The 21,016-nt window shown below is 62.4% G+C and carries 21 protein-coding genes; 15 read left to right on the top strand and 6 right to left on the bottom strand.

The annotated features are described in order from the left end of the window. Positions 1 to 190 precede the first annotated feature (190 nt). Together queD and D8U70_RS21205 are read right to left on the bottom strand one after the other, a co-directional pair. Positions 191 to 547, bottom strand: a complete 357-nt coding sequence (queD, locus tag D8U70_RS21210) for a 6-carboxytetrahydropterin synthase QueD (protein ID WP_007915588.1) — start codon at positions 545 to 547, stop codon at positions 191 to 193. Positions 548 to 632: 85 nt separating this feature from the next. Next, positions 633 to 1,712, bottom strand: coding sequence for a patatin-like phospholipase family protein (locus tag D8U70_RS21205; RefSeq protein ID WP_130900553.1), 1,080 nt, complete (start codon positions 1,710 to 1,712; stop codon positions 633 to 635). A 206-nt stretch (positions 1,713 to 1,918) separates the two neighbouring features. On the opposite strand from D8U70_RS21205, the gene D8U70_RS21200 reads away from it, so the two are divergent. From D8U70_RS21200 to D8U70_RS21185, 4 genes are read left to right on the top strand one after another with little or no spacing between them, the layout of a single operon-like run. After that, entirely contained in the window at positions 1,919 to 2,227 is a 309-nt protein-coding gene (locus D8U70_RS21200; protein ID WP_110603822.1) for a PepSY domain-containing protein, read from the top strand. Next, complete coding sequence (locus D8U70_RS21195; protein WP_016775413.1) at positions 2,227 to 2,538, top strand: PepSY domain-containing protein; 312 nt, start codon at positions 2,227 to 2,229, stop codon at positions 2,536 to 2,538. Before D8U70_RS21200 ends, D8U70_RS21195 begins: the two co-directional genes overlap by 1 nt. Positions 2,539 to 2,541: 3 nt before the next feature. Continuing rightward, positions 2,542 to 3,210: a response regulator transcription factor gene (locus D8U70_RS21190; RefSeq protein ID WP_016775412.1), complete on the top strand. Its 669-nt coding sequence runs from the start codon at positions 2,542 to 2,544 to the stop codon at positions 3,208 to 3,210. Continuing rightward, positions 3,207 to 4,520, top strand: coding sequence for a sensor histidine kinase (locus tag D8U70_RS21185; RefSeq protein ID WP_130929656.1), 1,314 nt, complete (start codon positions 3,207 to 3,209; stop codon positions 4,518 to 4,520). The genes D8U70_RS21190 and D8U70_RS21185 overlap by 4 nt, the downstream gene beginning before the upstream one ends. Positions 4,521 to 4,720: 200 nt before the next feature. Here D8U70_RS21185 and D8U70_RS21180 read toward each other — a convergent pair whose 3' ends face one another. After that, the gene (locus D8U70_RS21180; protein ID WP_130929655.1) at positions 4,721 to 6,868 is read right to left on the bottom strand and encodes a methyl-accepting chemotaxis protein; all 2,148 of its coding nucleotides are present in this window, start codon (positions 6,866 to 6,868) and stop codon (positions 4,721 to 4,723) included. A gap of 503 nt (positions 6,869 to 7,371) precedes the next feature. Here D8U70_RS21180 and D8U70_RS21170 point away from each other — a divergent pair. Beyond that, a complete protein-coding gene (locus D8U70_RS21170; protein WP_024013513.1) occupies positions 7,372 to 8,688 on the top strand; it encodes a Na+/H+ antiporter NhaC family protein in 1,317 nt (438 codons plus the stop codon). 197 nt (positions 8,689 to 8,885) lie between these two features. Then, the gene (locus D8U70_RS21160) at positions 8,886 to 10,568 is read left to right on the top strand and encodes a methyl-accepting chemotaxis protein (RefSeq protein WP_016775408.1); all 1,683 of its coding nucleotides are present in this window, start codon (positions 8,886 to 8,888) and stop codon (positions 10,566 to 10,568) included. A gap of 201 nt (positions 10,569 to 10,769) precedes the next feature. On the opposite strand, the gene D8U70_RS21155 is transcribed toward D8U70_RS21160, so the two are convergent. Continuing rightward, positions 10,770 to 11,705 carry a LysR family transcriptional regulator gene (locus D8U70_RS21155; protein ID WP_130910112.1) on the bottom strand — a complete coding sequence of 312 codons (936 nt, stop codon included), beginning with the start codon at positions 11,703 to 11,705 and terminating at the stop codon, positions 10,770 to 10,772. A 113-nt stretch (positions 11,706 to 11,818) separates the two neighbouring features. Between D8U70_RS21155 and D8U70_RS21150 the strand changes: the two genes are divergently transcribed. The 3 genes from D8U70_RS21150 to D8U70_RS21140 all read left to right on the top strand — a co-directional run bounded on the left by D8U70_RS21150 (position 11,819) and on the right by D8U70_RS21140 (position 13,198). Beyond that, positions 11,819 to 12,304: a DMT family transporter gene (locus tag D8U70_RS21150; RefSeq protein WP_130929654.1), complete on the top strand. Its 486-nt coding sequence runs from the start codon at positions 11,819 to 11,821 to the stop codon at positions 12,302 to 12,304. 3 nt (positions 12,305 to 12,307) lie between these two features. Then, positions 12,308 to 12,760 carry a DMT family transporter gene (locus tag D8U70_RS21145; protein ID WP_130929653.1) on the top strand — a complete coding sequence of 151 codons (453 nt, stop codon included), beginning with the start codon at positions 12,308 to 12,310 and terminating at the stop codon, positions 12,758 to 12,760. Positions 12,761 to 13,030: 270 nt separating this feature from the next. Then, complete coding sequence (locus D8U70_RS21140) at positions 13,031 to 13,198, top strand: metallothionein (protein WP_016775405.1); 168 nt, start codon at positions 13,031 to 13,033, stop codon at positions 13,196 to 13,198. Between the two features lie 22 nt (positions 13,199 to 13,220). Here the strand turns inward: D8U70_RS21140 and D8U70_RS21135 are convergent, their stop codons facing one another. Next, on the bottom strand, positions 13,221 to 13,493 hold the full coding sequence (locus D8U70_RS21135; RefSeq protein ID WP_071172989.1) for a hypothetical protein: 273 nt from the start codon (positions 13,491 to 13,493) through the stop codon (positions 13,221 to 13,223). Between the two features lie 49 nt (positions 13,494 to 13,542). Then, a complete protein-coding gene (locus tag D8U70_RS21130) occupies positions 13,543 to 13,770 on the bottom strand; it encodes a DUF6555 family protein (RefSeq protein WP_016775403.1) in 228 nt (75 codons plus the stop codon). Positions 13,771 to 13,916: 146 nt separating this feature from the next. Between D8U70_RS21130 and D8U70_RS21125 the strand changes: the two genes are divergently transcribed. The 6 genes from D8U70_RS21125 to D8U70_RS21100 form a co-directional block, all read left to right on the top strand. Next, positions 13,917 to 14,684 (top strand): helix-turn-helix transcriptional regulator, encoded by a 768-nt coding sequence (locus tag D8U70_RS21125; RefSeq protein ID WP_130929652.1) that lies wholly within the window; start codon positions 13,917 to 13,919, stop codon positions 14,682 to 14,684. 130 nt (positions 14,685 to 14,814) lie between these two features. After that, the gene (locus D8U70_RS21120) at positions 14,815 to 14,988 is read left to right on the top strand and encodes a DUF1427 family protein (protein ID WP_073471384.1); all 174 of its coding nucleotides are present in this window, start codon (positions 14,815 to 14,817) and stop codon (positions 14,986 to 14,988) included. A 31-nt stretch (positions 14,989 to 15,019) separates the two neighbouring features. After that, the gene (locus D8U70_RS21115; RefSeq protein ID WP_130929651.1) at positions 15,020 to 15,976 is read left to right on the top strand and encodes a zinc-binding alcohol dehydrogenase family protein; all 957 of its coding nucleotides are present in this window, start codon (positions 15,020 to 15,022) and stop codon (positions 15,974 to 15,976) included. Between the two features lie 169 nt (positions 15,977 to 16,145). Beyond that, positions 16,146 to 18,149 (top strand): type VI secretion system tip protein TssI/VgrG, encoded by a 2,004-nt coding sequence (tssI, locus tag D8U70_RS21110; RefSeq protein ID WP_130929650.1) that lies wholly within the window; start codon positions 16,146 to 16,148, stop codon positions 18,147 to 18,149. Further along, a complete protein-coding gene (locus D8U70_RS21105) occupies positions 18,146 to 19,012 on the top strand; it encodes a DUF4123 domain-containing protein (protein ID WP_130929649.1) in 867 nt (288 codons plus the stop codon). Before tssI ends, D8U70_RS21105 begins: the two co-directional genes overlap by 4 nt. After that, a partial coding sequence (locus tag D8U70_RS21100; RefSeq protein WP_347238405.1) for a toxin VasX occupies positions 19,009 to 21,016 on the top strand: 2,008 nt, incomplete at its 3' end. The genes D8U70_RS21105 and D8U70_RS21100, both read left to right, overlap by 4 nt.

Here is a 21,016-nt window from a genome sequence, read left to right as displayed (position 1 = left end):
GATCGTTCCCACGCTCTGCGTGGGAATGCAGCCCAGGACGCTCCGCGTCCCATTCCAAAGCCGAACGCGGAGCGTCCGTTGAGGCATTCCCACGCAGAGCGTGGGAACGATCGGTGTCAGGGGGAATAATGTTGGGTCAGAAGAAGCGCATGAGGGCAGCGGCGATGGCTTTGGCAGGAGATCTTTGTTGCTATTCGCCGCGATAGATGCAGCCGCTGGTGCACGTCTCATGAATGCGGATCGCGCTGAGTTCCGGCAGCAATGGCTTCATCTCGTTCCAGATGAATTTGGCCAGTACTTCGCTGGTCGGGTTTTCCAGGCCGGGAATGTCGTTCAGGTAGTTGTGGTCGAGGCGCTCATACAGCGGCTTGAAAATCGCTTTGATCTCGGAGAAATCGCGAATCCAGCCAGTGTGCGGATCGAGGTCGCCGCTCAGGTGCAGCGCGACCTTGAACGAGTGACCGTGCAGGCGTCCGCACTTGTGGCCGTCCGGGACGTGCGGCAGGCGGTGGGCGGATTCGAAAGTAAATTCCTTGAAGATTTCCACAGTATTTTCGGCTCTGTTCAGATGGCGTTCGCCGCAGCGATTCGGGCAGGCGGCGAGTTTATCAGCTTGTCTTTGGCCGTGCTGACTAAAGGGTCAGCAAGCGCTCGGCGAGGCGACCATTGGCCGTCAGTTCGAGAAATTCGTCGCCCAGTCGGCGGCTCTCGTCCATCGCCGTGTGCCAGTATTTCTGCCGGCTCGGCGCATCGCCCATAAAGCGTTTGAAGTCGTTACGATCGGGCAATTTGCCGTAGGGCAGGCGCGCCAGATATTCCTTCGACGGCGCGACCAGCAGCACATCTTGCAGACGCTGCACCGAAGCGCGGCGCCATGGCAGGGTCTTGTCGAACCAGCCGGGAATCACTCGATCGGTGAAGTGCGGATAGAGCACGATACCGTCGCCGCTGTAGGGCAGGTCGAGGTGGTAGTCGAGCAAACCGCCGTCACGGAACGTACCCGCGCCGGCGCCGGGCAGGTCGCGCACGCCTTCCATGACCATCGGGATCGATCCGGAAGCGAGCAGGGCCTGGCGCAGGTTGCCGGTGTTGAGGGCAACGAAGCGCGAGGGGAAATCGGTCAAGGCATCAAGCGGCGGCGCCAGGCGCGGATCGTGGATGATCAGCCGTTCGAAGTGCCGCGACAGACGTGCACGACCGCGCAGGTTGTCGGCGATCACTGAGCCCAGCGCCAGACCGAGGCGCCCGCGATGGTCTTCGGCGAGGCGGCCCTGGCTCTTCACCACCATGATGTTCAGTCGGTAATCGGCGTTTTCGAGGATGCTCGCGTCGCGGCCGTCGAGCAGGTCGTTGAGCATGCGCTGCGAGCTCTGGCTGATCTCGGCCATGGTCACGCCTTTGTTGAAATGCTGCTCGGCGTAGAGCTGGCCGAGGCGGCGAATGCCTTCGGCGGCGTCCGGCAGGCAGGCGCTGGCGAAGCGCCAGGAACCCACCGAGGCGCCGATCAGCGAACGCTCACGCGGCGCACTCGGCAGCCACTCGCCGAACAACGCCAGATCGAGCCCCTGAATCCCCAACGCCTTCGGCCCACCGGCTGCACCGGGCAGGGTGCCGACGTCCGCGGCGTGCAAACCCTGCGCACGAATCCGCGCCATGGCCCGTGGGCCGGCCTTGAGGGTGAGGGCGGGAAACTTGATGTGGATGGCGGTCATACCGGTCTCGATCGTTAGCAAGCTGGGAATTATAAGCACACCGCCGAATCCTGTGGGAGGGCCCGCGACGACGGTGTACAGATCGTTCCCACGCGGAGCGTGGGAACGATCGGACTGAGGGGCACAATGATGGCCATTCAGTTTCAGTTAAGTTGATCCCGCTATGGTGCCCACCGTAAGCAACATATAAGAATTCGGAGACACCCATGAAAACCCTGACTGCCCTGACCACTGCCTCGATCCTCGGCCTTGGCGCCCACACTGCGCTGGCGCGCGATCTCGGGCCTGACGAGGCGCTTCGTTTGCGCGACGCTGGTACTATCGTCTCCTTCGAGAAGCTCAACGCCATCGCCCTGGAAAAACACCCCGGTTCGGAAATCACCGAAACCGAGCTGGAGGAAGAGTACGGCAAGTTCATTTACCAGATCGAACTGCGCGACCCGAAAGGGCTGAAGTGGGATCTGGAGTTGAACGCGGTCGATGGTGAAGTGCTCAGGGATCATCAGGATACGTAATGAAGCTGAATAGTCGCGCCACCCGCCTGACGGCGCTGGCGCTGGTGTTGTTGTGCAGTACGGCCATGGCTCGCGACCTCGATCAGGACGAGGCGCTGGCCCTGCGTCGCGATGGCGTGATCCTGCCGCTGGAGCAAGTGCTGCAGCAGGCCATGGATCGCTACCCCGGCGCCAAACTGCTGGAAGTCGAGCTGGAAGAAAAACACGACGTGTACATTTACGAAGTCGAATTGCTGACGGTCGAAGGCGTGGCGCGCGAACTGCACCTGAAGGCCGATACCGGCGAGTTAGTCAAAGACAAGGAAGATTGATCGATGCGTTTGCTTCTGGTGGAAGACCACGTACCGTTGGCCGACGAATTGCTCGCCGGCCTGCAACGCCAAGGCTACGCGGTGGATTGGCTGGCCGATGGCCGCGATGCGGTGTATCAGGGCAGCAGCGAGCCCTATGACCTGATCATCCTCGACCTCGGCCTGCCCGGCGTGCCGGGGCTGGACGTGTTGGCGCAGTGGCGCGCCGCCGGTCTGGCGATTCCGGTGCTGATCCTTACCGCGCGCGACTCCTGGGCCGAGCGCATCGAAGGGCTGAAAGCCGGCGCTGACGATTACCTGACCAAGCCGTTCCATCCGGAAGAGCTGTACCTGCGTATTCAGTCACTGTTGCGTCGCTCCAAGGGCCAGGCCAACCAGCCGACTTTGCAAGCCGCCGGCCTGCATCTGGACGAAGGTCGCCAGTGCGTGGTTCGCGACGGCGCCGACATCCAGCTGACCGCCGCTGAATTCCGTCTTCTGCGCTATTTCATGCTGCACCCGGAACAGATCCTCTCGAAAAGCCACCTCGCCGAACACCTCTACGACGGTGAGACCGAGCGTGACTCCAACGTCCTCGAAGTCCACGTCAATCACCTGCGGCGCAAGCTCGGCAAAAGCGTGATCGAAACCCGTCGCGGCCAGGGTTACCTGTTCGGCGGGCAAGCTTCATGAGATCAATCCAGCGCCGTTTGAGCCTGGGTTTGATCAGTGTGATGGTGATCGTCGGTCTGGTACTGGCGCAAACCAGCCTGTGGTTGTTCGAAGTCGGTTTGCAGCGCTACCTCGAAGCCGGCCTGCGCAACGACAGCGAAAGCCTGCTGGTGGCGCTGGTGCGCGGCCCGCAAGGTTTGCAGCTGGATGAGCGGCATCTCTCGCCGGCCTATCAGCGGCCGTTTTCCGGGCATTACTTTCGCATCGATTTCTCCGACAGCCACTGGCGTTCGCGCTCGCTGTGGGATCAGGAACTGCCGCTGCTGCAACACCCGGGGCTGCACAGCAACCTGCAACTGGGCCCGGGCGGGCAACGCTTGCTGATATTGCGCTCGGACTATCGGCGCCTCGGTCAGTCGATCTCGATCAGCGTCGCCCAGGATTACACGCCGGTCAGCGACAGCTTCCAGCGCATGCGCCAGATCGGCCTCGGCCTGGGGCTGGCGGCGTTGCTGTTGATCCTGTTCCTGCAACGCCTGACCGTGCGCCGCGCGCTGAAACCGCTGGAGCGCGCGCGCGAGCAGATCGCTCAGTTGCAACAGGGCCAGCGCTCGCAACTCGACGATCAGGTGCCGGTGGAACTGGAACCGCTGGTGGCGCAGATCAACCATTTGCTCGCCCACACCGAAGACAGCCTCAAGCGCTCGCGCAACGCCTTGGGCAACCTCGGCCACGCGCTGAAAACCCCGTTGGCGGTGCTGCTCAGCCTGGCCTCCAGCGACAAGCTCGATGACCATCCCGAGCTGCGCAGGATTCTCAAGGAACAACTGGAGCAGGTGCAGCAGCGCCTCAATCGCGAACTCAATCGCGCGCGGTTGTCGGGGGATGCGCTGCCCGGCGCGTTGTTCGATTGCGATGCCGAGCTGCCGGGGTTGCTGGCGACCTTGAACATGATTCACGGCGAGCATTTGGCCTTGAGTTACGTCGCACCGCCGGGCTTGCAACTGCCGTGGGACCGCGAGGACTTGCTCGAACTGCTCGGCAACCTGCTCGACAACGCCTGCAAATGGGCCGATGCCGAGGTGCGCTTGAGTGTGATCGAGCGTTCTGACGGCTTTGCCCTGAGCGTGGAAGATGACGGCCCGGGGATTCCCGAAGAGCAGCGCACTCAGGTGTTCAGCCGTGGCACGCGGCTGGATGAGCAGACCCACGGGCATGGGCTCGGCCTTGGGATCGTGCGGGATATCGTCGATACGTGGGGTGGCTTGCTGGTGCTGGGCGAAAGCGAGTGGGGCGGGTTGAAAGTGGTGATTGAACTGCCTCGGCGGTGAGCCCTTGAAAAGCCCCTCACCCTAACCCTCTCCCAGAGGGAGAGGGGACTGATTGTGTTGTTCTTGAGAGATGCACCCACTTGAAATCCGAGTCGAACTCAGGACTTGAATGGCATGAAGATCGGCTCCCTTTCCCCGTCGCCCCCCTTGGGGGGAGAGGGCTGGGGTGAGGGGGGATTGCAACTGACACCCCGCACTTGTCAAACGCGAAACTGATCCATCAACCGCTGTTGCTGATTCGCCAGGCTATTGAGTGACTGGCTCACGCGCGCCGATTCATTCGCCTGCCCGGACAGCGATTCGGTCACATCGCGAATCGTCGCCACGTTGTTGTTGATCTCCTCAGCCACCGCGCTCTGCTCTTCGGCAGCACTGGCGATTTGCAGGTTCATGTCGCTGATCACCGTCACCGCATCGCCGATCTGCCGCAGCGCCGTCACCGCCTGTCCCACCTGCTCAACGCTGCCCTGGGCCTGACGATGGCTGTTGCCCATCGAACCGACCACTTCCTGCGTGCCGTTCTGCAATTGCTCGATGACCTGGCGGGTTTCCTCCACCGACTCCTGAGTGCGGCGCGCAAGGTTGCGAACTTCGTCGGCGACCACGGCAAAACCGCGTCCGGCCTCACCGGCGCGGGCGGCTTCGATGGCGGCGTTGAGAGCGAGCAGGTTGGTCTGCTCGGCGATGGCGCGGATGGTTTCCAGCACCGTGCCGATCTTCTCACTGTTGGCGGCCAGGCCTTCGACCTGAACCATCGCTGCGCTCATGTCAGCGGCGAGGGTGTCGATGCTTGCGGTGGTGCGGTCGATCACGGTCAGGCCCTGACGGGTGGCGCGGTCGGCGTCCTTGGCCGCTTCGGCGGCCTGCGCGGCGCTGCGTGCAACGTCCTGGGCAGTGGCGCTCATTTCGTGGGACGCGGTGGCGACCTGATCGACCTGGCGATATTGCTGCTCCATGCCGGCGCTGGTCTGAGTGGCGATGGCTGAGGACTGGTCGGCAGTGTTGCGCGCGTCCTGCACCGAGCGTTTTACCTCGGCAATGATCGGCTGCAACTTGTCGAGGAACTTGTTGAACCAACCGGCCAATTTGCCCAGTTCGTCCTGCTTGTCGTAGGCCAGGCGCCGGGTCAGGTCGCCTTCGCCGCTGGCGATGTCTTCAAGCATGTGCGCCACACCGAGAATCGGCTTGGTCACGCTGCGCGCCATCAGCCACACCAGCAGCAGGCCGATCAGCGCGGCGAGCAGGCCGAGGCTCAGTTCGATCAGTGTGCCCGAGGTATTGCTCGCATCCAGTTGCTGTTTGAGCGCTTCGGCGCGGCTGACCAGGACTTTCTCCGGCACATCGAGCAGCACGCCCCACGCCGGGCCGTCGGGAATCGGCTGGAACGGCGACAGCACTTTCAACTGGCCGTTGCTGTGCAGGCTGCTCACGCCAGTGCTCGCGGCGAGCAGGCGCAGCAACTCGCTGCCGCTGGCCTGATCCACCGCATCCAGACGCTGGCTGAGTTTGCCGGCATCCGGGCTGTAACCGGCGAGCAGGCCGGCGGGGCTGACAATACTGACGGCGGTCTGGCCGTCATACAGCTTGCGGCTGGCATTCTGGCTGATCGCTTGCAGGCTGTTGAGATTGATGTCGACCGACAGCGAGGCGATGACTTTGCCGTTGACCAGCAGCGGGAAGACGATGCTGGTCATCAGCACTTTGTGGCCGTCGATGACATAGAAGTACGGCTCGATCACACACGGTTTGAGCGTGGTGCGCGGGCAGGTGAACCAGGCGTTGGCGGCCTGACCGCTGGGGCCGGTGCTGGTGTCGCTCATGTCGCTTTCCGGCAGCGCCATCGAGGTGACTTTGCCCGGGGTCGGCTGCGACCAGTACAGGGCGAAACGGCCTTTGTCGTTGCTGCCCAGTTCAGCCTGATCGGCGAACAGTTCGTCCTTGCCGTCCAGCGCGTTGGCTTCGAACACCAGCGACAGGCCGAGCAGGTCCGGGTTGGCTTGCAGCGCGGATTTGACCTGACGGGTCATGTCCTCGCGCAGGTCGAAGGCATCGAGAAAACGCTTCTCGGCCTGCTCACGCAAAAACAGTACCTGCCGCGAGAAGCCGTGGCCGTACTGATAGGCGTCCATGAACTGCTGACGAATGCCGGCGGCCTGCACTTCGCCTTGCGACTCGATCCGCGCCTGCGCCGATTCGGTGAGCATCTCCATGCTCGAGGCCTTGACCAGCGCCGAGCTGTGTTCCATGCGATACAGCGAAAGACCGACCAACAGGGTCACGATACCGGCCAGGCAGAGGCCGGCGAGCAGGGTGATTTTCCATTGGATGGAAAGTTGTCTGAGCGACATGGAAAACATCCTTATCCGATAAATATCTGAGACTTTGCACTGTAGCGGCCGCGTTTCGGCTTTCTTTATGCCGTGAGCGCAATATGACCGATTGCCGCATGCGGGGCCTGTGGTCCTGTGGTCCTGCAGTCCTGCAGTCCTGCAGTCCTGTAGTCCTGTAGTCCTGTGGTCCTGTGGCGAGGGGATTTATCCCCGTTCGGCTGCGAAGCAGTCGTGACATTTGCGTATAGGGTTATGATCGTTCCCACGCGCAGCAAAGGAATGCCTCAACGGACGCTCCGCGTTCGGCTCTGGAAGGGACGCGGAGCGTCCCGGGCTGCATTCCCACGCAGAGCGTGGGAACGATCAATCCCCTCGCCACAGGGCTTTGACAGCGCCGCCACTCTGCGGCACAGTGCGCGCCCTCTAACAAGACCCTCTGTACACCTCCGCCGGCCAACCCCGGGCGGACTCATCCTGTCTGGCGGTGTGTTTTCACCCGCAGTGTTTTTTGAGGTAGTGAAATGAATGCAGTCATAGCAGCCGTCGGCGTCATGCTGATCCTCAGCCTGTCGCGCGTGCATGTGGTGATCGCGCTGATCGTCGGGGCGCTGGTCGGCGGCCTGACCGGCGGTCTGGGCATCGACGCAACACTCAAGGCGTTCAACAGCGGGCTGGGCGGCGGCGCGACCGTGGCGTTGTCCTACGCCTTGCTCGGCGCTTTCGCCGTGGCGATTGCCAAATCCGGCCTGGCCCATGCGCTGGCCGACAAGGCCCTGGCCATGGTGGATCGGCAGCATGCAACCGGCGGCGGTAACGTCAAATGGCTGCTGATCGGGCTGCTGTGGGTGGTGGCGATTGCCTCGCAGAACATCCTGCCGATCCACATCGCCTTCATTCCGCTGCTGGTGCCGCCACTTCTATATGTACTGACCAAGCTGCAACTCGATCGCCGTCTGATCGCCTGTGTCATGACCTTCGGCCTGATCACCCCGTACATGTTCCTGCCGGTGGGCTTCGGCAACATCTTCCTCAACGAAATCCTGCTCGCCAACGTCGCCCGCAGCGGCGTCGACATCAGCGGCATCAATGTCACCCACGCCATGGGCATTCCGGCGCTGGGCATGGTCTTCGGCCTGGCGATGGCGTTCATCAGCTACCGCAAGAAGCGCGTGTATGACCTGGCGAAGATCGAACAGGTCGAGCAGACGGCGGTGCACTACAACCCGCTGAGCCTGATGATCGCCGGTGTGGCCATTGCTTCGGCATTCGTGGTGCAGTTGCTCTTGGACTCGATGATTATCGGCGCTCTGGTCGGGTTTCTGATTTTCTCGGTGTCGGGCATCGTCAAATGGCGCGAGACCGATGATCTGTTCACCGAAGGCATGAAGATGATGGCGATGATCGGCTTCATCATGATCGCCGCCTCAGGTTTTGCCGAAGTGATGAAGGCCACCGGGCAGGTGCAGACGCTGGTCGAATCGTCGGCGGCCTGGATCAATCACAGCAAAGGCGTCGGGGCTTTGTTGATGCTGCTGGTGGGCTTGCTGGTAACCATGGGCATCGGCTCGTCGTTCTCCACCGTGCCGATTCTGGCGGCTATTTTCGTGCCGTTGTGCGTGCAACTGGGCTTCAGCCCGATCGCCATCGTCTGCATCGTTGGCACTGCCGGTGCGCTGGGCGATGCCGGTTCGCCGGCCTCGGACTCGACCCTCGGCCCGACCTCCGGCCTGAACATCGACGGCCAGCATCACCACATCTGGGACACCGTCGTACCGACCTTCCTGCACTACAACCTGCCGCTGCTGGTGTTTGGCTGGGTGGCGGCGATGGTTCTCTAAACGCCCCACCAACCCCTGTGGGAGCGAGCTTGCTCGCGAAAGCGGTGGATCAGTCGCAGTTGCAGCGACTGACACGACGCCTTCGCGAGCAAGCTCGCTCCCACAGGGGCCTGGGTATTTCCCGGACTCAACTTTTGCTCCGGCGTGCCGTTAAAGCCTTTAACCACGCCAACAAAATCAAAAGAGTGAGTCCCCCGATGCGCCTGAGTCTCAAGGCTAAAGTCCTGTCCCTTGCCGTTCTGCCGGTGCTGCTCTTTGCGCTGGTCATCAGCGTGACCACGCTGTTCATCCTCCAGGAACAGGCGCGCAAGGAGGTTGAACAGACCCGCGAGCGGCTGCTCAGCGACGCCAAGGCCACCCTGCAAAGTTACGTCGCCGTGGCCATGACCACGATCAAACCGCTGTACGACGCCGCTGCACCGGGCGATGACGCGGCGCGGGCGCAGGCGATCAAATTGCTTTCGGGCATCCGCTACGGCAAGGACGGCTACTTCTTCGGCTACGACTCCGAGACCGTGCGCCTGTTCAAGGCCAACGACCCCGACGGCGTGGGCAAAAGCTTCAAGGACAACCGCGATCCGAACGGCGTCTACGTCAACCTCGGCCTGGTCAAAGTGGCCAAGGACGGCACTCACTATCTGCAATACAGCTCGCCGCTGCCGGGCAACGCCAAGGTGCTGGTGCCGAAACTCGGCTACACCGAATACCTGCCGAAGTGGGACATGGCGGTCGGTACTTCGGTCAACCTCGACGGCATCGAAGCGCAAGTGGCGCAGGTCGAGGCGCAAGTGCAGGAGCGCGTGCAAGGCGTGGTGCTGAGCATTGTCGGCGTTGCGGTGCTGGTGCTGTTGGTGATCGCGGCGGCGGGGATGCTGCTGGCCAACACCATTCTGCGCCCGCTGACCCTGATGAAAGCCAACCTCGACGACATCGCGGCAGGCGAGGGTGACCTGACCCGGCGCCTGAACATCACCAGCCAGGACGAACTTGGCGAACTGGCCGGCTCGTTCAACCGCTTCGTCGACAAGATCCACGGCCTGGTGCGGCAGATCACCGAGATGACCACGCAACTGACCGGGCTGGTTACTCAGGTCTCGGAACAGGCGCAGCGTTCCGATCAGGCCATGGAGCGTCAACGCCACGAAACCGATCAGGTCGCCACGGCGATCAACGAAATGTCCGCCGCCGCCCAGGAAGTGGCGAAGAGCGCGCAAAACGCCGCCGTCGCCGCTCAGCAGACCGACGAAGAAGGCCAGAGCGCCAAGCGCGTGGTCGCAGGCAGCATCAAGCAGATTCATGCATTGGTCGACGATATCCGCAACAGCGGCGTGTCGCTGGACAGCTTGCAGCAGGACGTCAGTTCGATTGTCGGCGTGCTTGGGGTGATCCGTTCGATTGCCGAGCAGACCAACTTGCTGGCGCTCAATGCCGCGATCGAAGCGGCGCGCGCCGGTGAGGCCGGTCGTGGCTTTGCGGTGGTTGCGGACGAAGTACGCGCACTGGCCAGCCGCACGCAGATCAGCACCCAGGAAATCCAGGGCATGATCGACCGCTTGCAGGCCGGCACGCAGCAGGCGGTCGAAGCGATGCGCCGTTCCAGCGAGGCCGGCGACGGTACTTCGCAGCAAGCCAATCAGGCCGGTGCGTCGCTGGATGCCATGGCGCAGTTGATCGCGACGATCAACTCGATGAACGCGCAGATCGCCAGCGCAGCGGAAGAGCAGACGGCGGTGGCCGAAGAGATCAACCGCAGCGTGCATCAGATTGCCGTGGCGGTGGACAGCGTCGCCGATGAAACGCAACTGGGCGCGCAAACGTCGCGCAGTCTGGCGGAGCTCGGGCAGCGGTTGGGCAAGCTGGTCGGGCAGTTCCGTATCTGATGGCCTGAAAAGCCCCTCACCCTAGCCCTCTCCCAGAGGGAGAGGGAACCGATTGGGTAATATTGGGGGATTACGCCGACCTGAAAGTCCTGCTTTGAATCCATAGTCGACGCGGTTTTTCAGGTCGATGCATTAGGTGGGACACCTCGGTCGGTTCCCTCTCCCTCAGGGAGAGGGCTAGGGTGAGGGGGCTCTTGATCTTCAGGCTCTGTCCCAATAGGGAATCTCGCCAAAGCACTCGACAAAAAAATCAATCACCGTCCTCACCTTCACCGACAGCCGTCGGCTCCCCGGCCACAGCACGGCGATCTGCTGCGGTTCCAGGCTGTTCGACACCTGATATTCCCCCAGCACCGGGACCAGTGTGCCCTCGCGCACCGCTTCGCCAATCAGCCACGACGGAAACATCACCAGCCCTAAGCCTTGCTGGGCGGCCTGGGTCAGGGTGTCGGCGTGGTTGCCGGTGATCGGGCCTTTGACGGTGTACGGCGTCCAGTCCTCGCCATCACGGCGGAAAAACCAGCGCTGCTGACCGGCCGCGCCTTTGTAGGCCAGGCACTGATGTTGCGCGAGTTGGTCGGGATGCTGCGGCGTGCCGTGGCGTTTGAGATAGGCCGGGCTGGCGGCGACCTGAAAACGGTGCGGCGCCAGAATGCGTGCCTGCATGCTCGAATCGTGCAGCGCGCCGATGCGAAACAGCAGGTCGGCGCCTTCCTGTAGCGGGTCGACGTAATGGTCGGTTTGCTGGATATCCAGTTGCAGCTTCGGATAGCGCGCGCAAAGCTGGCCCAGCCAGGGCGTCAGATGGCGCTGGCCGAACACCACCGGGGCGTTGATGCGCACCAGTCCGGTGGGTTCGCTTTGCTGTTCCTGCAACGCCTGTTCGGCTTCCTCCAGTTGCACCAATAGCAGCCGCGCATGGTGGCCGAGCGTGCGCCCGGCTTCGGTCGGGGTGACGGCGCGGGTGTGGCGGTAGAGCAATTGCTGGTTGAGCGCCTGTTCCATCAACTGGATCTGCCGCGAAATGGAGGAGGGCGCGACGCCTTCGCGGCGGGCGACTTCGGAAAAACTGCCGTGGTCGAGGACCGCCACAAACAGCCTTAACGCTTTGAATCCGAGTTCGTTGAGCCCGTGCATGCCGTGTCTCGCTGTGCGTGTTGCGCAAAAGTGTTGTCCGGATGCTCCCATTTATCGCACAGCGGCGCCAGCCGATAATCCGCGCCATTGTCTTTGAGCGTGGAAGGTTATGTATGCAGACGTTGGATGAAGGGTTGGTTGCGGCACCGGTGAAAAGCTCGGTGTTGCGTCTGCTGTTGCTGCCGCTGGTGATTCTCGCTGGCATGGGCTTGTCGGTAGAAGCCGGATTGCTCGGGCCGCTGGGTGAGCAGGTCGGGCATTTATGGGCGACGTTGAGCATCTTCGGTGTGGGTTCGGCAATTCTGTTTTTGCTCTTGCTGTTCGCCGGCCCACAGAAACGTCCGGCGCTGACCCAGTTGCCGCGCTGGCAGTTGATCGGCGGTTTTCTCGGGCCGATCTACGTGGTGGTGCTGACGCTGGCGACGCCGCATATCGGCATTGCCATGACGATGATTGCGATTTTGTCCGGTCAGGTCGGCAAGAGTGTGCTGATCGACCATTTCGGCTGGTTCGGCGCGACGCGCAAGAAGGTCAACGGCGAGCGCTGGCTGGCGTTGGGCTTGATTGTGGTGGCTTTGGTTCTGATTGCGCGGGGGTGAGTGATGGGTCTGGTGATTTTGTTGGCGGTGGTGGCGTTGGCCGGTGCGGTGTTGAGTGTGCAGGCCGCGATCAATGGGCGTCTGGGTGAAACGGTGGGGGTGCTGCGTAGCAGTCTGCTGACCTTTGCGGTGGGCGCGGTGGTGACCGGGTTGTTGATTCTGTTTTTCGAACCGGCGCAGGCGGTGAGTCTGCTTGAGGTGCCGAAGTGGCAGTTGACCGGGGCGCTGTTCGGCGTGGTGTACATGATGGTGATGGTTGGCGCGGTGCCGGTGGTCGGGACGGCTGTGGCGACGGTGGCGGTGATTGTCGGGCAGTTGGGGATGGGGATGTTGATCGATAATTTTGGCTGGTTGGGGAATCCGGCGATCGGCTTGTCCTCGAGCCGGATGCTGGCGATGGTGTGCCTGGCGGTGGCTTTGGTGTTTATGTATCGGAGTTCGCGGCAGGCGCAGTGATTTTATTTGTTTGACTGTGTACATATCCGTTGCTGCGGGTGTTGCCCTCCGCTCAGCCTGCCGACGGGCTCTGAGATCAAGATCAAAAGCTACTTGAGCTAACGCTCATTGCTTTGTGCGGTTAACCCCTGTGGCAGCGAGCCTGCTCGCGAAGCATCTCTGCGTCGCCCAATCTCTCAACAGTTGGCCAGCCTGCAACACCACCTTCTACACTGTCCCTTATGGCTTGCTCGCAAGCCTCAGACAACCACCACGCAAGGAGTCTGTCCCATGTCCGATAAAAAATGCGACTGCCCGGGCTGCAACTGCACGATCAAAGAAGGCGAACATTCCTACGCTGTGCACGGCAAACACTATTGCTGCGAGGCTTGCGCTCATCACCACAAACACGGTGAAGAGTGTGCGATGAAGGGTTGCGGTTGCGCTCATCCGAAATAAGCGCGGCAAAAAAAAGTGGAGCCTAATCAGGCTCCACTTCCATTTTCAGACTGTCGTCTTCCTGTCGCTCAAAGTGCCTCACCGTGCCTTGCAGTGTTCGCCCTTCGACCTTGACCACCACAACCTTGGCTTGGTGGAGGTCTTCCGGTACCGGTGCCTGGACGCACAGGGTGAAGCGGTAAGGGTCGTCCGCAACCGTCTCCAGTGCCACTGCGCAATTCACCGTTTTGGTGATCTGGCCGAAGAAGGTGGTCAGGCCGTAGTCCAGTCGGGCCGGGTGATAAGTGTCGGTCATCGGTCGATTCCCCCTGTCGATTGCCAAGCCTGCGGTGAGGGCGGTGGGGTCAGTTGGTCTGGCGCCAGGTGACGTTTTCCAGACCGAATTTTTCTGCCATCGGTTTGCTGGTCTTTTGCACTTTCTCGCGGCCGAAGCGCGGGATGCGACCCACGCCCGCGTCGCAGCTTGCCCAATGCCAGGCTTCGGCGTTGTCCATTTTGTCCGAGCGGATAATGAACGACTTGGGGGTGCCATGCAGTGTGTAGTCGATGACGTAAAGTTTTGCGTTGTTCATAAAGCCCGAATTCCTCCCTGTGGTATTAAACGGATCGCGCTGTGCCGGGAAAATTCATTCGGATTGTCCGACGGTATCTATCGTTGGCGAGTGCGCGGCGTGCTGGTTACCATGGCGGCTTCGCCAACCCCCTGTGAACGCTCGCCATGGCCCTCGCCGCGCCCCCTGATCTGACCGACACCGATGTGCCCGTGCAACCGCTGGCGCGAACCTATCCGCGTGGTTTGTTCATTGAGCCGCACGAGCATGTCTGGGGGCAGTTGCTGTATGCGATGAGCGGGGTGATGTGGGTGGAAACCCCGCACGAAGCGCTGGTGGTGCCGCCGCAGCGGGCGGTGTGGTTGCCGCCGGGAGTGCCGCACGGGATTCGTGTGGTGTCGGATTTGCAGATGCGCAATATCTACTTGCGCCCGGCGCTGGCGGCGACCCTGGATGCGACGGTGCAGGTGATCGAAGTCGGTGGTCTGCTGCGCGAGTTGATCGTCGGACTGGTGGCGCAGGGCGATGACGGCGAGGCTGAGTATTACGAGGCGCTGGTCGGGCTGGCGTTGCTGGAGCTGCGCCGGGCAAGGCGTTCGCAGTTGAAGATTCCGCTGCCGGATGAGTCCGACCGGCGTCTGATGAATCTGTGTCAGGCCGTGATGGCCGCGCCGTCGCTGGAGATCCCGTTCGAGCAGCATGCGGAAAACGCCGGGGCCAGCGTGCGTACGCTGGCGCGGTTGTTCAAGGACAGCCTCGGCATGGGCTTCGCCGAATGGCGGCGCCAGGTGCAGTTGGCGACGGCGGTGGCAGCGTTGATTCAGGGCGTGGCGGTGAGCGTCATTGCTCGCGAACTGGGTTATTCACCGAGCAGTTTCAGCGACATGTTTCGCCGGGAGCTGGGGGTGGCGCCTTCGCAATTCTCGGCAGCCTGAACGCAACCCCCTGTAGGAATGAGCTGCGGGTGACCTTTTGGATTTGTCCGAAATTCAGAAGTCCTTGGCCGATACCGCTCCGCCCGTTTCCCTAGACTCTGCCCATCACTTATCGCGGCGGAGTTCCTCCATGAACTACCTCATTTCTCTGGCCATCGGCCTGGGCGTCGGCCTGCTCTACGGCGCGCTCGATTTCCGTTCTCCCGCCCCACCGGCCATCGCGCTGGTCGGCCTGCTCGGCATGTTGGCCGGTGAGCAGTTGTGGCCGCTGGGCCGGCAACTGGTCGCTGGCTGGTTGTCCTGAATTTCCCTTTTTCCTTTCGGTGGATGTGCCCATGAAAGCGTTGCAATTCGATCAGACCGGCGACCTGTCTTCCCTGCGTTTCGTCGACGTTCCGACCCCGGTGCCCGGCGCCGATGAAGTGCTGGTGCAGATCAAGGCTGCCGGCCTCAACCCCAGCGATGTGAAAAACGTCCTTGGGCGTTTTCCTTACACCACACTGCCACGGGTTCCGGGGCGGGATTTTGCCGGGGTGGTGGTCGAGGGGCCGCAAGCGTTGATCGGTCAGGAAGTCTGGGGTACCGGGCGCGAGCTGGGCTTCTTCGCTGACGGCGCCCATGCGCAATTCGTCAAACTGCCGGCCAGCGGCGTGGCGCACAAACCGGCGCATTTGAGTTTTGCTCAGGCGGCCAGCCTTGGCGTGCCGTACACCACGGCGTGGGATGCGCTGGAACGCAGCCTGGTCAGCGCCGATACGCGTTTGCTGGTGATCGGCGGCGGGGCGGTGGCAACTGCGGCTTTGGCCCTGGCAAAAGTGCGCGGCGCGCAATTGCTGGCGGCGGCGCGCCGGCCCGAGCAGGTCGCCGATCTGCAGCAGCAGGGCTATCAGACGATTCAACTGGATAAGCCAGAAGACCTCGGTGCCCAGGTCAACGCGGTGTATCGCGGTGGCGCCGATGTGATCTTCGACACCACCGGTTTCTGGCTGCCCGCCTCGGTGGCGGCACTGGCGACCTTCGGCCGCATCGCCATCATCGCCGCGCCGGTCGACGGCCACGTGCAATTGCCGGCGCTGACGCTGTATCGCAAGGGCGGTTCGGTGGTCGGGATCAACTCGTTGTTGTACGGCGTTGAGGCGTGCGCGGCGATGCTCGAGCAGTTCGGGCGGTTCTTCGATGAGGATCGCTTGCCGCTGCCGCAGGGCTTGGTGGAGGTGCCGCTGGCTGAAGGGCTGGCGCGCTATGCAGAGGTCAATCAGGGTGGTGGCGACAAGATCATCTTGCTGCCCTGACAGGGGAAAGACATAGGATCCGGGATCATTTCCGTAGGATCCTGGCCGTTTCTCTGTGGGCCACGTCCTTTTCGCTCGCAGACCGGCAAAACAGGGAAAGGTCTGACTTCACCCATTGCAGTGCACCGTTGCACAGTCCCGTCTTTCACTCAGACACAGGGACAGGTGGATGCGCATCGCTGGCAGGCCCGTTGTTTTCACTCTCGAGATAGAAGGCGTTTCCCACGATCTTCAAGTGTTCGGTTTTCGCACCCGGGAAGTGCTCAACCAGACCTACGAACTGGATCTCGAGCTGGTCAGCGAGCGCCCCGATGTGGATCTGGAAGGCTTGCTGCATCGGCCGGCCTTTCTCTGTTTCGGTGCCGACGGTAGCGGCATGCACGGGCTGGTCTATCGGGTCGGCCAGGGTGATTGCGGTGTTCGGCTGAGCCGTTACCAGATCACCCTTGCGCCGCATCTTGCTTACCTCGCGCATCGGCGCAATCAGCGGATTTTCCAGAACCTGAGCGTGCCGCAGATCATCGCCAATGTCTTGGACGATCACGGCATGCAGGCCGATGCCTGGCATTTTCAGCTCAGCGCTGAGTACCCGGCGCGGGTGTATTGCGTGCAATACCAGGAAACCGATCTGCACTTCATCCAGCGGCTGTGCGAAGAGGAGGGCCTGCACTTTCACTTCCGCCACCGCCGTGAGGCGCACCTGTTGGTGTTCGGCGACGATCAAACGGCGTTCCTCAAACACGACGTGACGACGCGCTATGTGCAGGGCAACGGCCTGGTTGCCAATGCGCCGGTTATCGACCAGTTCACTGTGCGCCTGGAGCCACGCTCCAACCTCGTCGAGCGCCGCGACTATCACTTCGAAAAGCCCGCAGTGCAGTTGGACGCCAAGGTCAGTGCAGCGCAAGTTCCGCTGCTGGAAGATTATGAGTTTCCCGGGCAGTTCACCCATCGCGAGCGCGGCAAGCACCTCAGCCAGCGTGCGCTGGAGCGCCATGGTGCCGACTATCGTCTGGCTAACGGGCGCAGCAATCAGGCGCTGATGCGCGGCGGCAGTTTCATGACCATGGCGGATTACTCGCGCGCCGACTGCAACGATTTATGGTTGCTGACCGAGGTCGAGCACATCGGCAAACAGCCGCAAGTGCTCGAGGAAGCGTTCACCGAGCAGGCTGACGCAGATGGTTTCAGTCAGGGCTATCGCAACCATTTCGTCGCGACACCGTGGGACGTGGTGTTTCGCCCGCAGCTCAGGCATGTCAAACCGCGCGTCAGCGGCAGTCAGCTGGCGGTGGTGACCGGCCCGCCCGGCGAAGAAATCTACAGCGATGCCTACGGCCGGGTGAAAGTGCAAATGCTCTGGGATCGCGACGGCCAGCGTGATGAACAGTCAAGTTGCTGGCTGCGCGTGGCCACTGCCTGGGCACATGACCGCTACGGCAGCGTGCAGATTCCTCGCGTCGGTATGGAAGTGCTGGTGGGCTTCACCGATGGCGATCCGGACAAACCGCATGTGCTCGCCTGCCTGCCCAACGCCGAAACGCCGGTGCCACTGGACCTGCCGGCGCAACAGACGCGCAGTATCTGGCGCAGCCAGAGCAGCCCCGGCGGCGGTGGTTACAACGAACTGCGCATCGAGGATCGGCAAGGCGCGGAAGAAATCTCCATCAGGGCGCAGCGCGACTTGGTGCAGCACGTGCTCAATGACTTGCGTGTGCAGATCGACAACCTGCATAGCCAAGTGATTGGCGGCGTCTCCAGCCTTGAGTTGCGCGACGAAGAACATCATCTGACCCATGGCAATCGCCTGACTGAACTCAAGCAGGACGATCATCTGTGGGTGCAGGGCGAGCAGCATGTGCGGGTCGCCAGCCAGCGCGTCAGTGCGGCGCAGCAGCTGCATTTCGGCGCGGGCGAGCAGGTGGTTTTCAACAGCGGCCTGCAGATCACTCTGGCTGCTGGCGGGCATTGGCTGACGGTCGGCGCCGCCGGCATTTTCAGCAGTGTGCCGGTGGTGCAGGGCGGGGCGCCGACGGTGTGTCTGCCAGCGGAACCCATGCTGCCGGGGCCCGCGCCGTTGCTTAAGGCGACGTTCGATGCCGTGCAGCAACGGCATGCGCTGCTGACCACGCGGACCTCGCGTTGCCTGATTTGCGAGGCGGCCCAGGCATGAGCCTTTTGACGGATTGGCCTGAAGGTTTGCCGTGGGCTGAGCAGCAGGCGTTTGTGCTGCTCGACGGTGCGACGATCGCCGATCTATCGGCGCAACTGCGAAGGCTCGATCCCGCCGCCAACGCTTTCGCGCTGTACGACCAGCCACCGTTTTCGGCCCTGCGTGACGTCTCGCCGTTGCTGGTGGCGCTCGCTGACGCTGACGATCCGGTGGCGCGGTTTCATCGCCAGCACGCCCAACAGGAATGGGGCGTGCTGTTGTTCAGCACCGCGCCGGCGCATGAAATAGTCGCGCACTTGCGTCAGTTGTTGATCGTCGAGTTGCCGGTCGGCTCGCCGGTGTTGTTGCGGCTGGCGGATGCCGCCGTGGCGCAGGCGCTGTTTGCCAGCGGCGATGCGAGTCTGTTCGGGCCGCTGGGGTGCGTGGTCACGGCGGATGGCGCGCGGCAAGTCTGGCACTGTCAGCGACCTCGGCACGGGCAGGGTGGGGCGCTGGTGGTGCCGTATCGGTTGAGTGTTGAGCAGGATGCCGCGCTGGATCGGGTGGATCGGCGGCGGGTGTTGCTACAAGTCGATGCGTATTTGCTTGAATATTTTCCCCGGTTTCATACCGGGGAAACCATCGCTGAACGTTGGATACTTCTGGAACAAATCGAGGCAAAAGCCAGCGCGCTCGGCCTGAGCAGCCAATCGGAATGGCTTTACTTCGCCAACCTTGTCGCCTCTCTCAACGGCGCTGATCCGGATGAGCATCCGCAGATCCAGCACTTGCTACACGAGCCCTCCCTGCAACCGATCGGTGAGCGCTTGACGCTGGCCGTTTCAATGGCCCGCCAATGGGCGTCTGAAAGAGTCCGACCATGAACCATCCCGCCGACCTTGCGGCAGCCGCCGCGTCCAAAGCCCCGATCATCGGTCCCGCCGCCTGCCCCTTGCGCAACACCCACGTGCAACTGCTGCCACTTGCGTACGGCCTGGTGGAAAAACCCTTCGACCCCAGCACCGAAATCACGCTGCCTTACACCCTGACCACGCGCCCCATGGGCATCCGCCGTTTACGCGATGGCTGGCTGTACATCGTCGACAGTCTCAGCGGTGAGCTCTACGAATACCGCGTGCTTGAAGGCGTGATCAGCGCATTGCTGCATCGCGGCAAAAGCGTCAGCGAGGAGCAGCGCAGCGCCATCGAGGAACGTCCGGCTTTGATCTTCTCGCGCAAAAGCACCCTTTACGTGACCTTTGCCGACGTGCAGTTGAGCGCGGCGAAGTGCCGACAGGTGCTGGACAGCGCGGAGGAACGCGAGCACTTCATGCAGGCGGTCGATCTTGGCCCGGTGCATTGTCTGATCGGCGGCGAGCATCTGCTCACCGTGGCCCAGGCCAAACAGTGGCTGGCGGAAGTGGCCTGCACAGCGAAACCGCTGGCCGAGGCGGACGCCACGCGGATGCCGGCGGTGCAGGTCAGCGACGCGCCGGAGCACGAGCGTGAGCCCTATCTGTGGGAAAACCCGCGACGTTTTCGCGAGGCGCATATCGGCGAATTTCTCGGGCGGGTGCGCGGACCATATCAGGACGACACGCTGTTTCTGCTGGTCAACGACGACCTCGGCGTGATGCGCGATCTGGCCGATTATCAGGACCTGGTAGTCGGCTGGATCGAGCAGTGGAGCAACACCGACAACAACGAGCGCGACTATCTGCTGGCCAGTTACATCGAGTCGCTGAGCCAGTTGGGCGCTCAGGATTTCGACACCCTGGCCAAGGCCAGCGACGATCCGCGCGCCCAGGCATTGTTTGCTGAACTGGAGCAATTGCCCGAAGCGGATCGGGAAAATACCCGGCAGGCGCTGCTCGACTATCTGAACAAGGGTGGTGAGATTGTCCCGGCAGATACTCAGTCTCGACCTGAACTGCAGCAACAGCGCGAAAAGGCTTTGGACGAGTCACTGGCGCTGAACCGCTTCGACGGCGTTGCCCCGGATTTCACGGCGCACGCTCGCGTCACCGCCGAGGCGGATCGACGCTTTTACACCCGCGAATATTTCGCTGAAGTGGCCCCGGCCGATTTCGTCGAGCGCCACCTGAGCACACTGGTCGAGCTCGGCAAGGATCAGAACCGGCGCATGAAAGACGTGCTCGACGGCCCGCTGCTCAGCGGCAAACGCGGCATCAATGACCTGATCGACCGCCCGGCCATGGACGAGGTGCTGAACAGTCATCGCGACAACCTTGGACGCTGGAATCGCCTGCTCGAACGCATCACCGCCGATCGCGCGCAACTGCTGTGCGCCGGGCGTTTCCATCGCTCGGCGTGGTATTTCGACAGGCAAGTGCAGATCGATCAGGCGCTCGCCAGCGAATACGCTTGCCTCAAGGACATCGGCCGTAGCGACGCGGCCAATGAGCAAATGCTCGGTTACCTCGAACAACACCCGCAACTGACCCGCCCGCTGTTTTACACCTTGCCGCTGCGCTTGCAGACCGAACAGGCCGGGCAATATTCAACGCTGTTCAACGCCGGCATGGCGATGTTCAACAACCTGCCGGACTGGCTGGCCAAATTGCAGCGCATCGAGCAGCCACAGCTTCCAGCCCTCGACGATCTGCCGGCACACAGCCGCGTCCTCGCCGAGGCCGTGCAAGACACCTACAGCCCGGCGCTGAACCTCGGCCTGAGCCGGGCGCTGGAAGGCTTTGATCTCGCCGGCGAGAAAATCCCCGACCTCGACGAGCTGTTCCAGCGCCTGCCCAAAGCCCTGCGCCTGCGCGTCTTCGACGCCGCACGAACCAGCGGCGTGACCTTCACCGTGTCTACCCCGGCGGAACAAGCGGCGCTGCAAGCCACGATCAAGGAAGTGCTGCGCGAAC

Source organism: Pseudomonas sp. Sample_20 (genome assembly GCF_004307585.1).
Lineage (GTDB): Bacteria > Pseudomonadota > Gammaproteobacteria > Pseudomonadales > Pseudomonadaceae > Aquipseudomonas > Aquipseudomonas atacamensis.
Note: the sequence above shows the minus strand (reverse complement) of the source record. Positions and strands in the feature narration are given on the sequence as shown.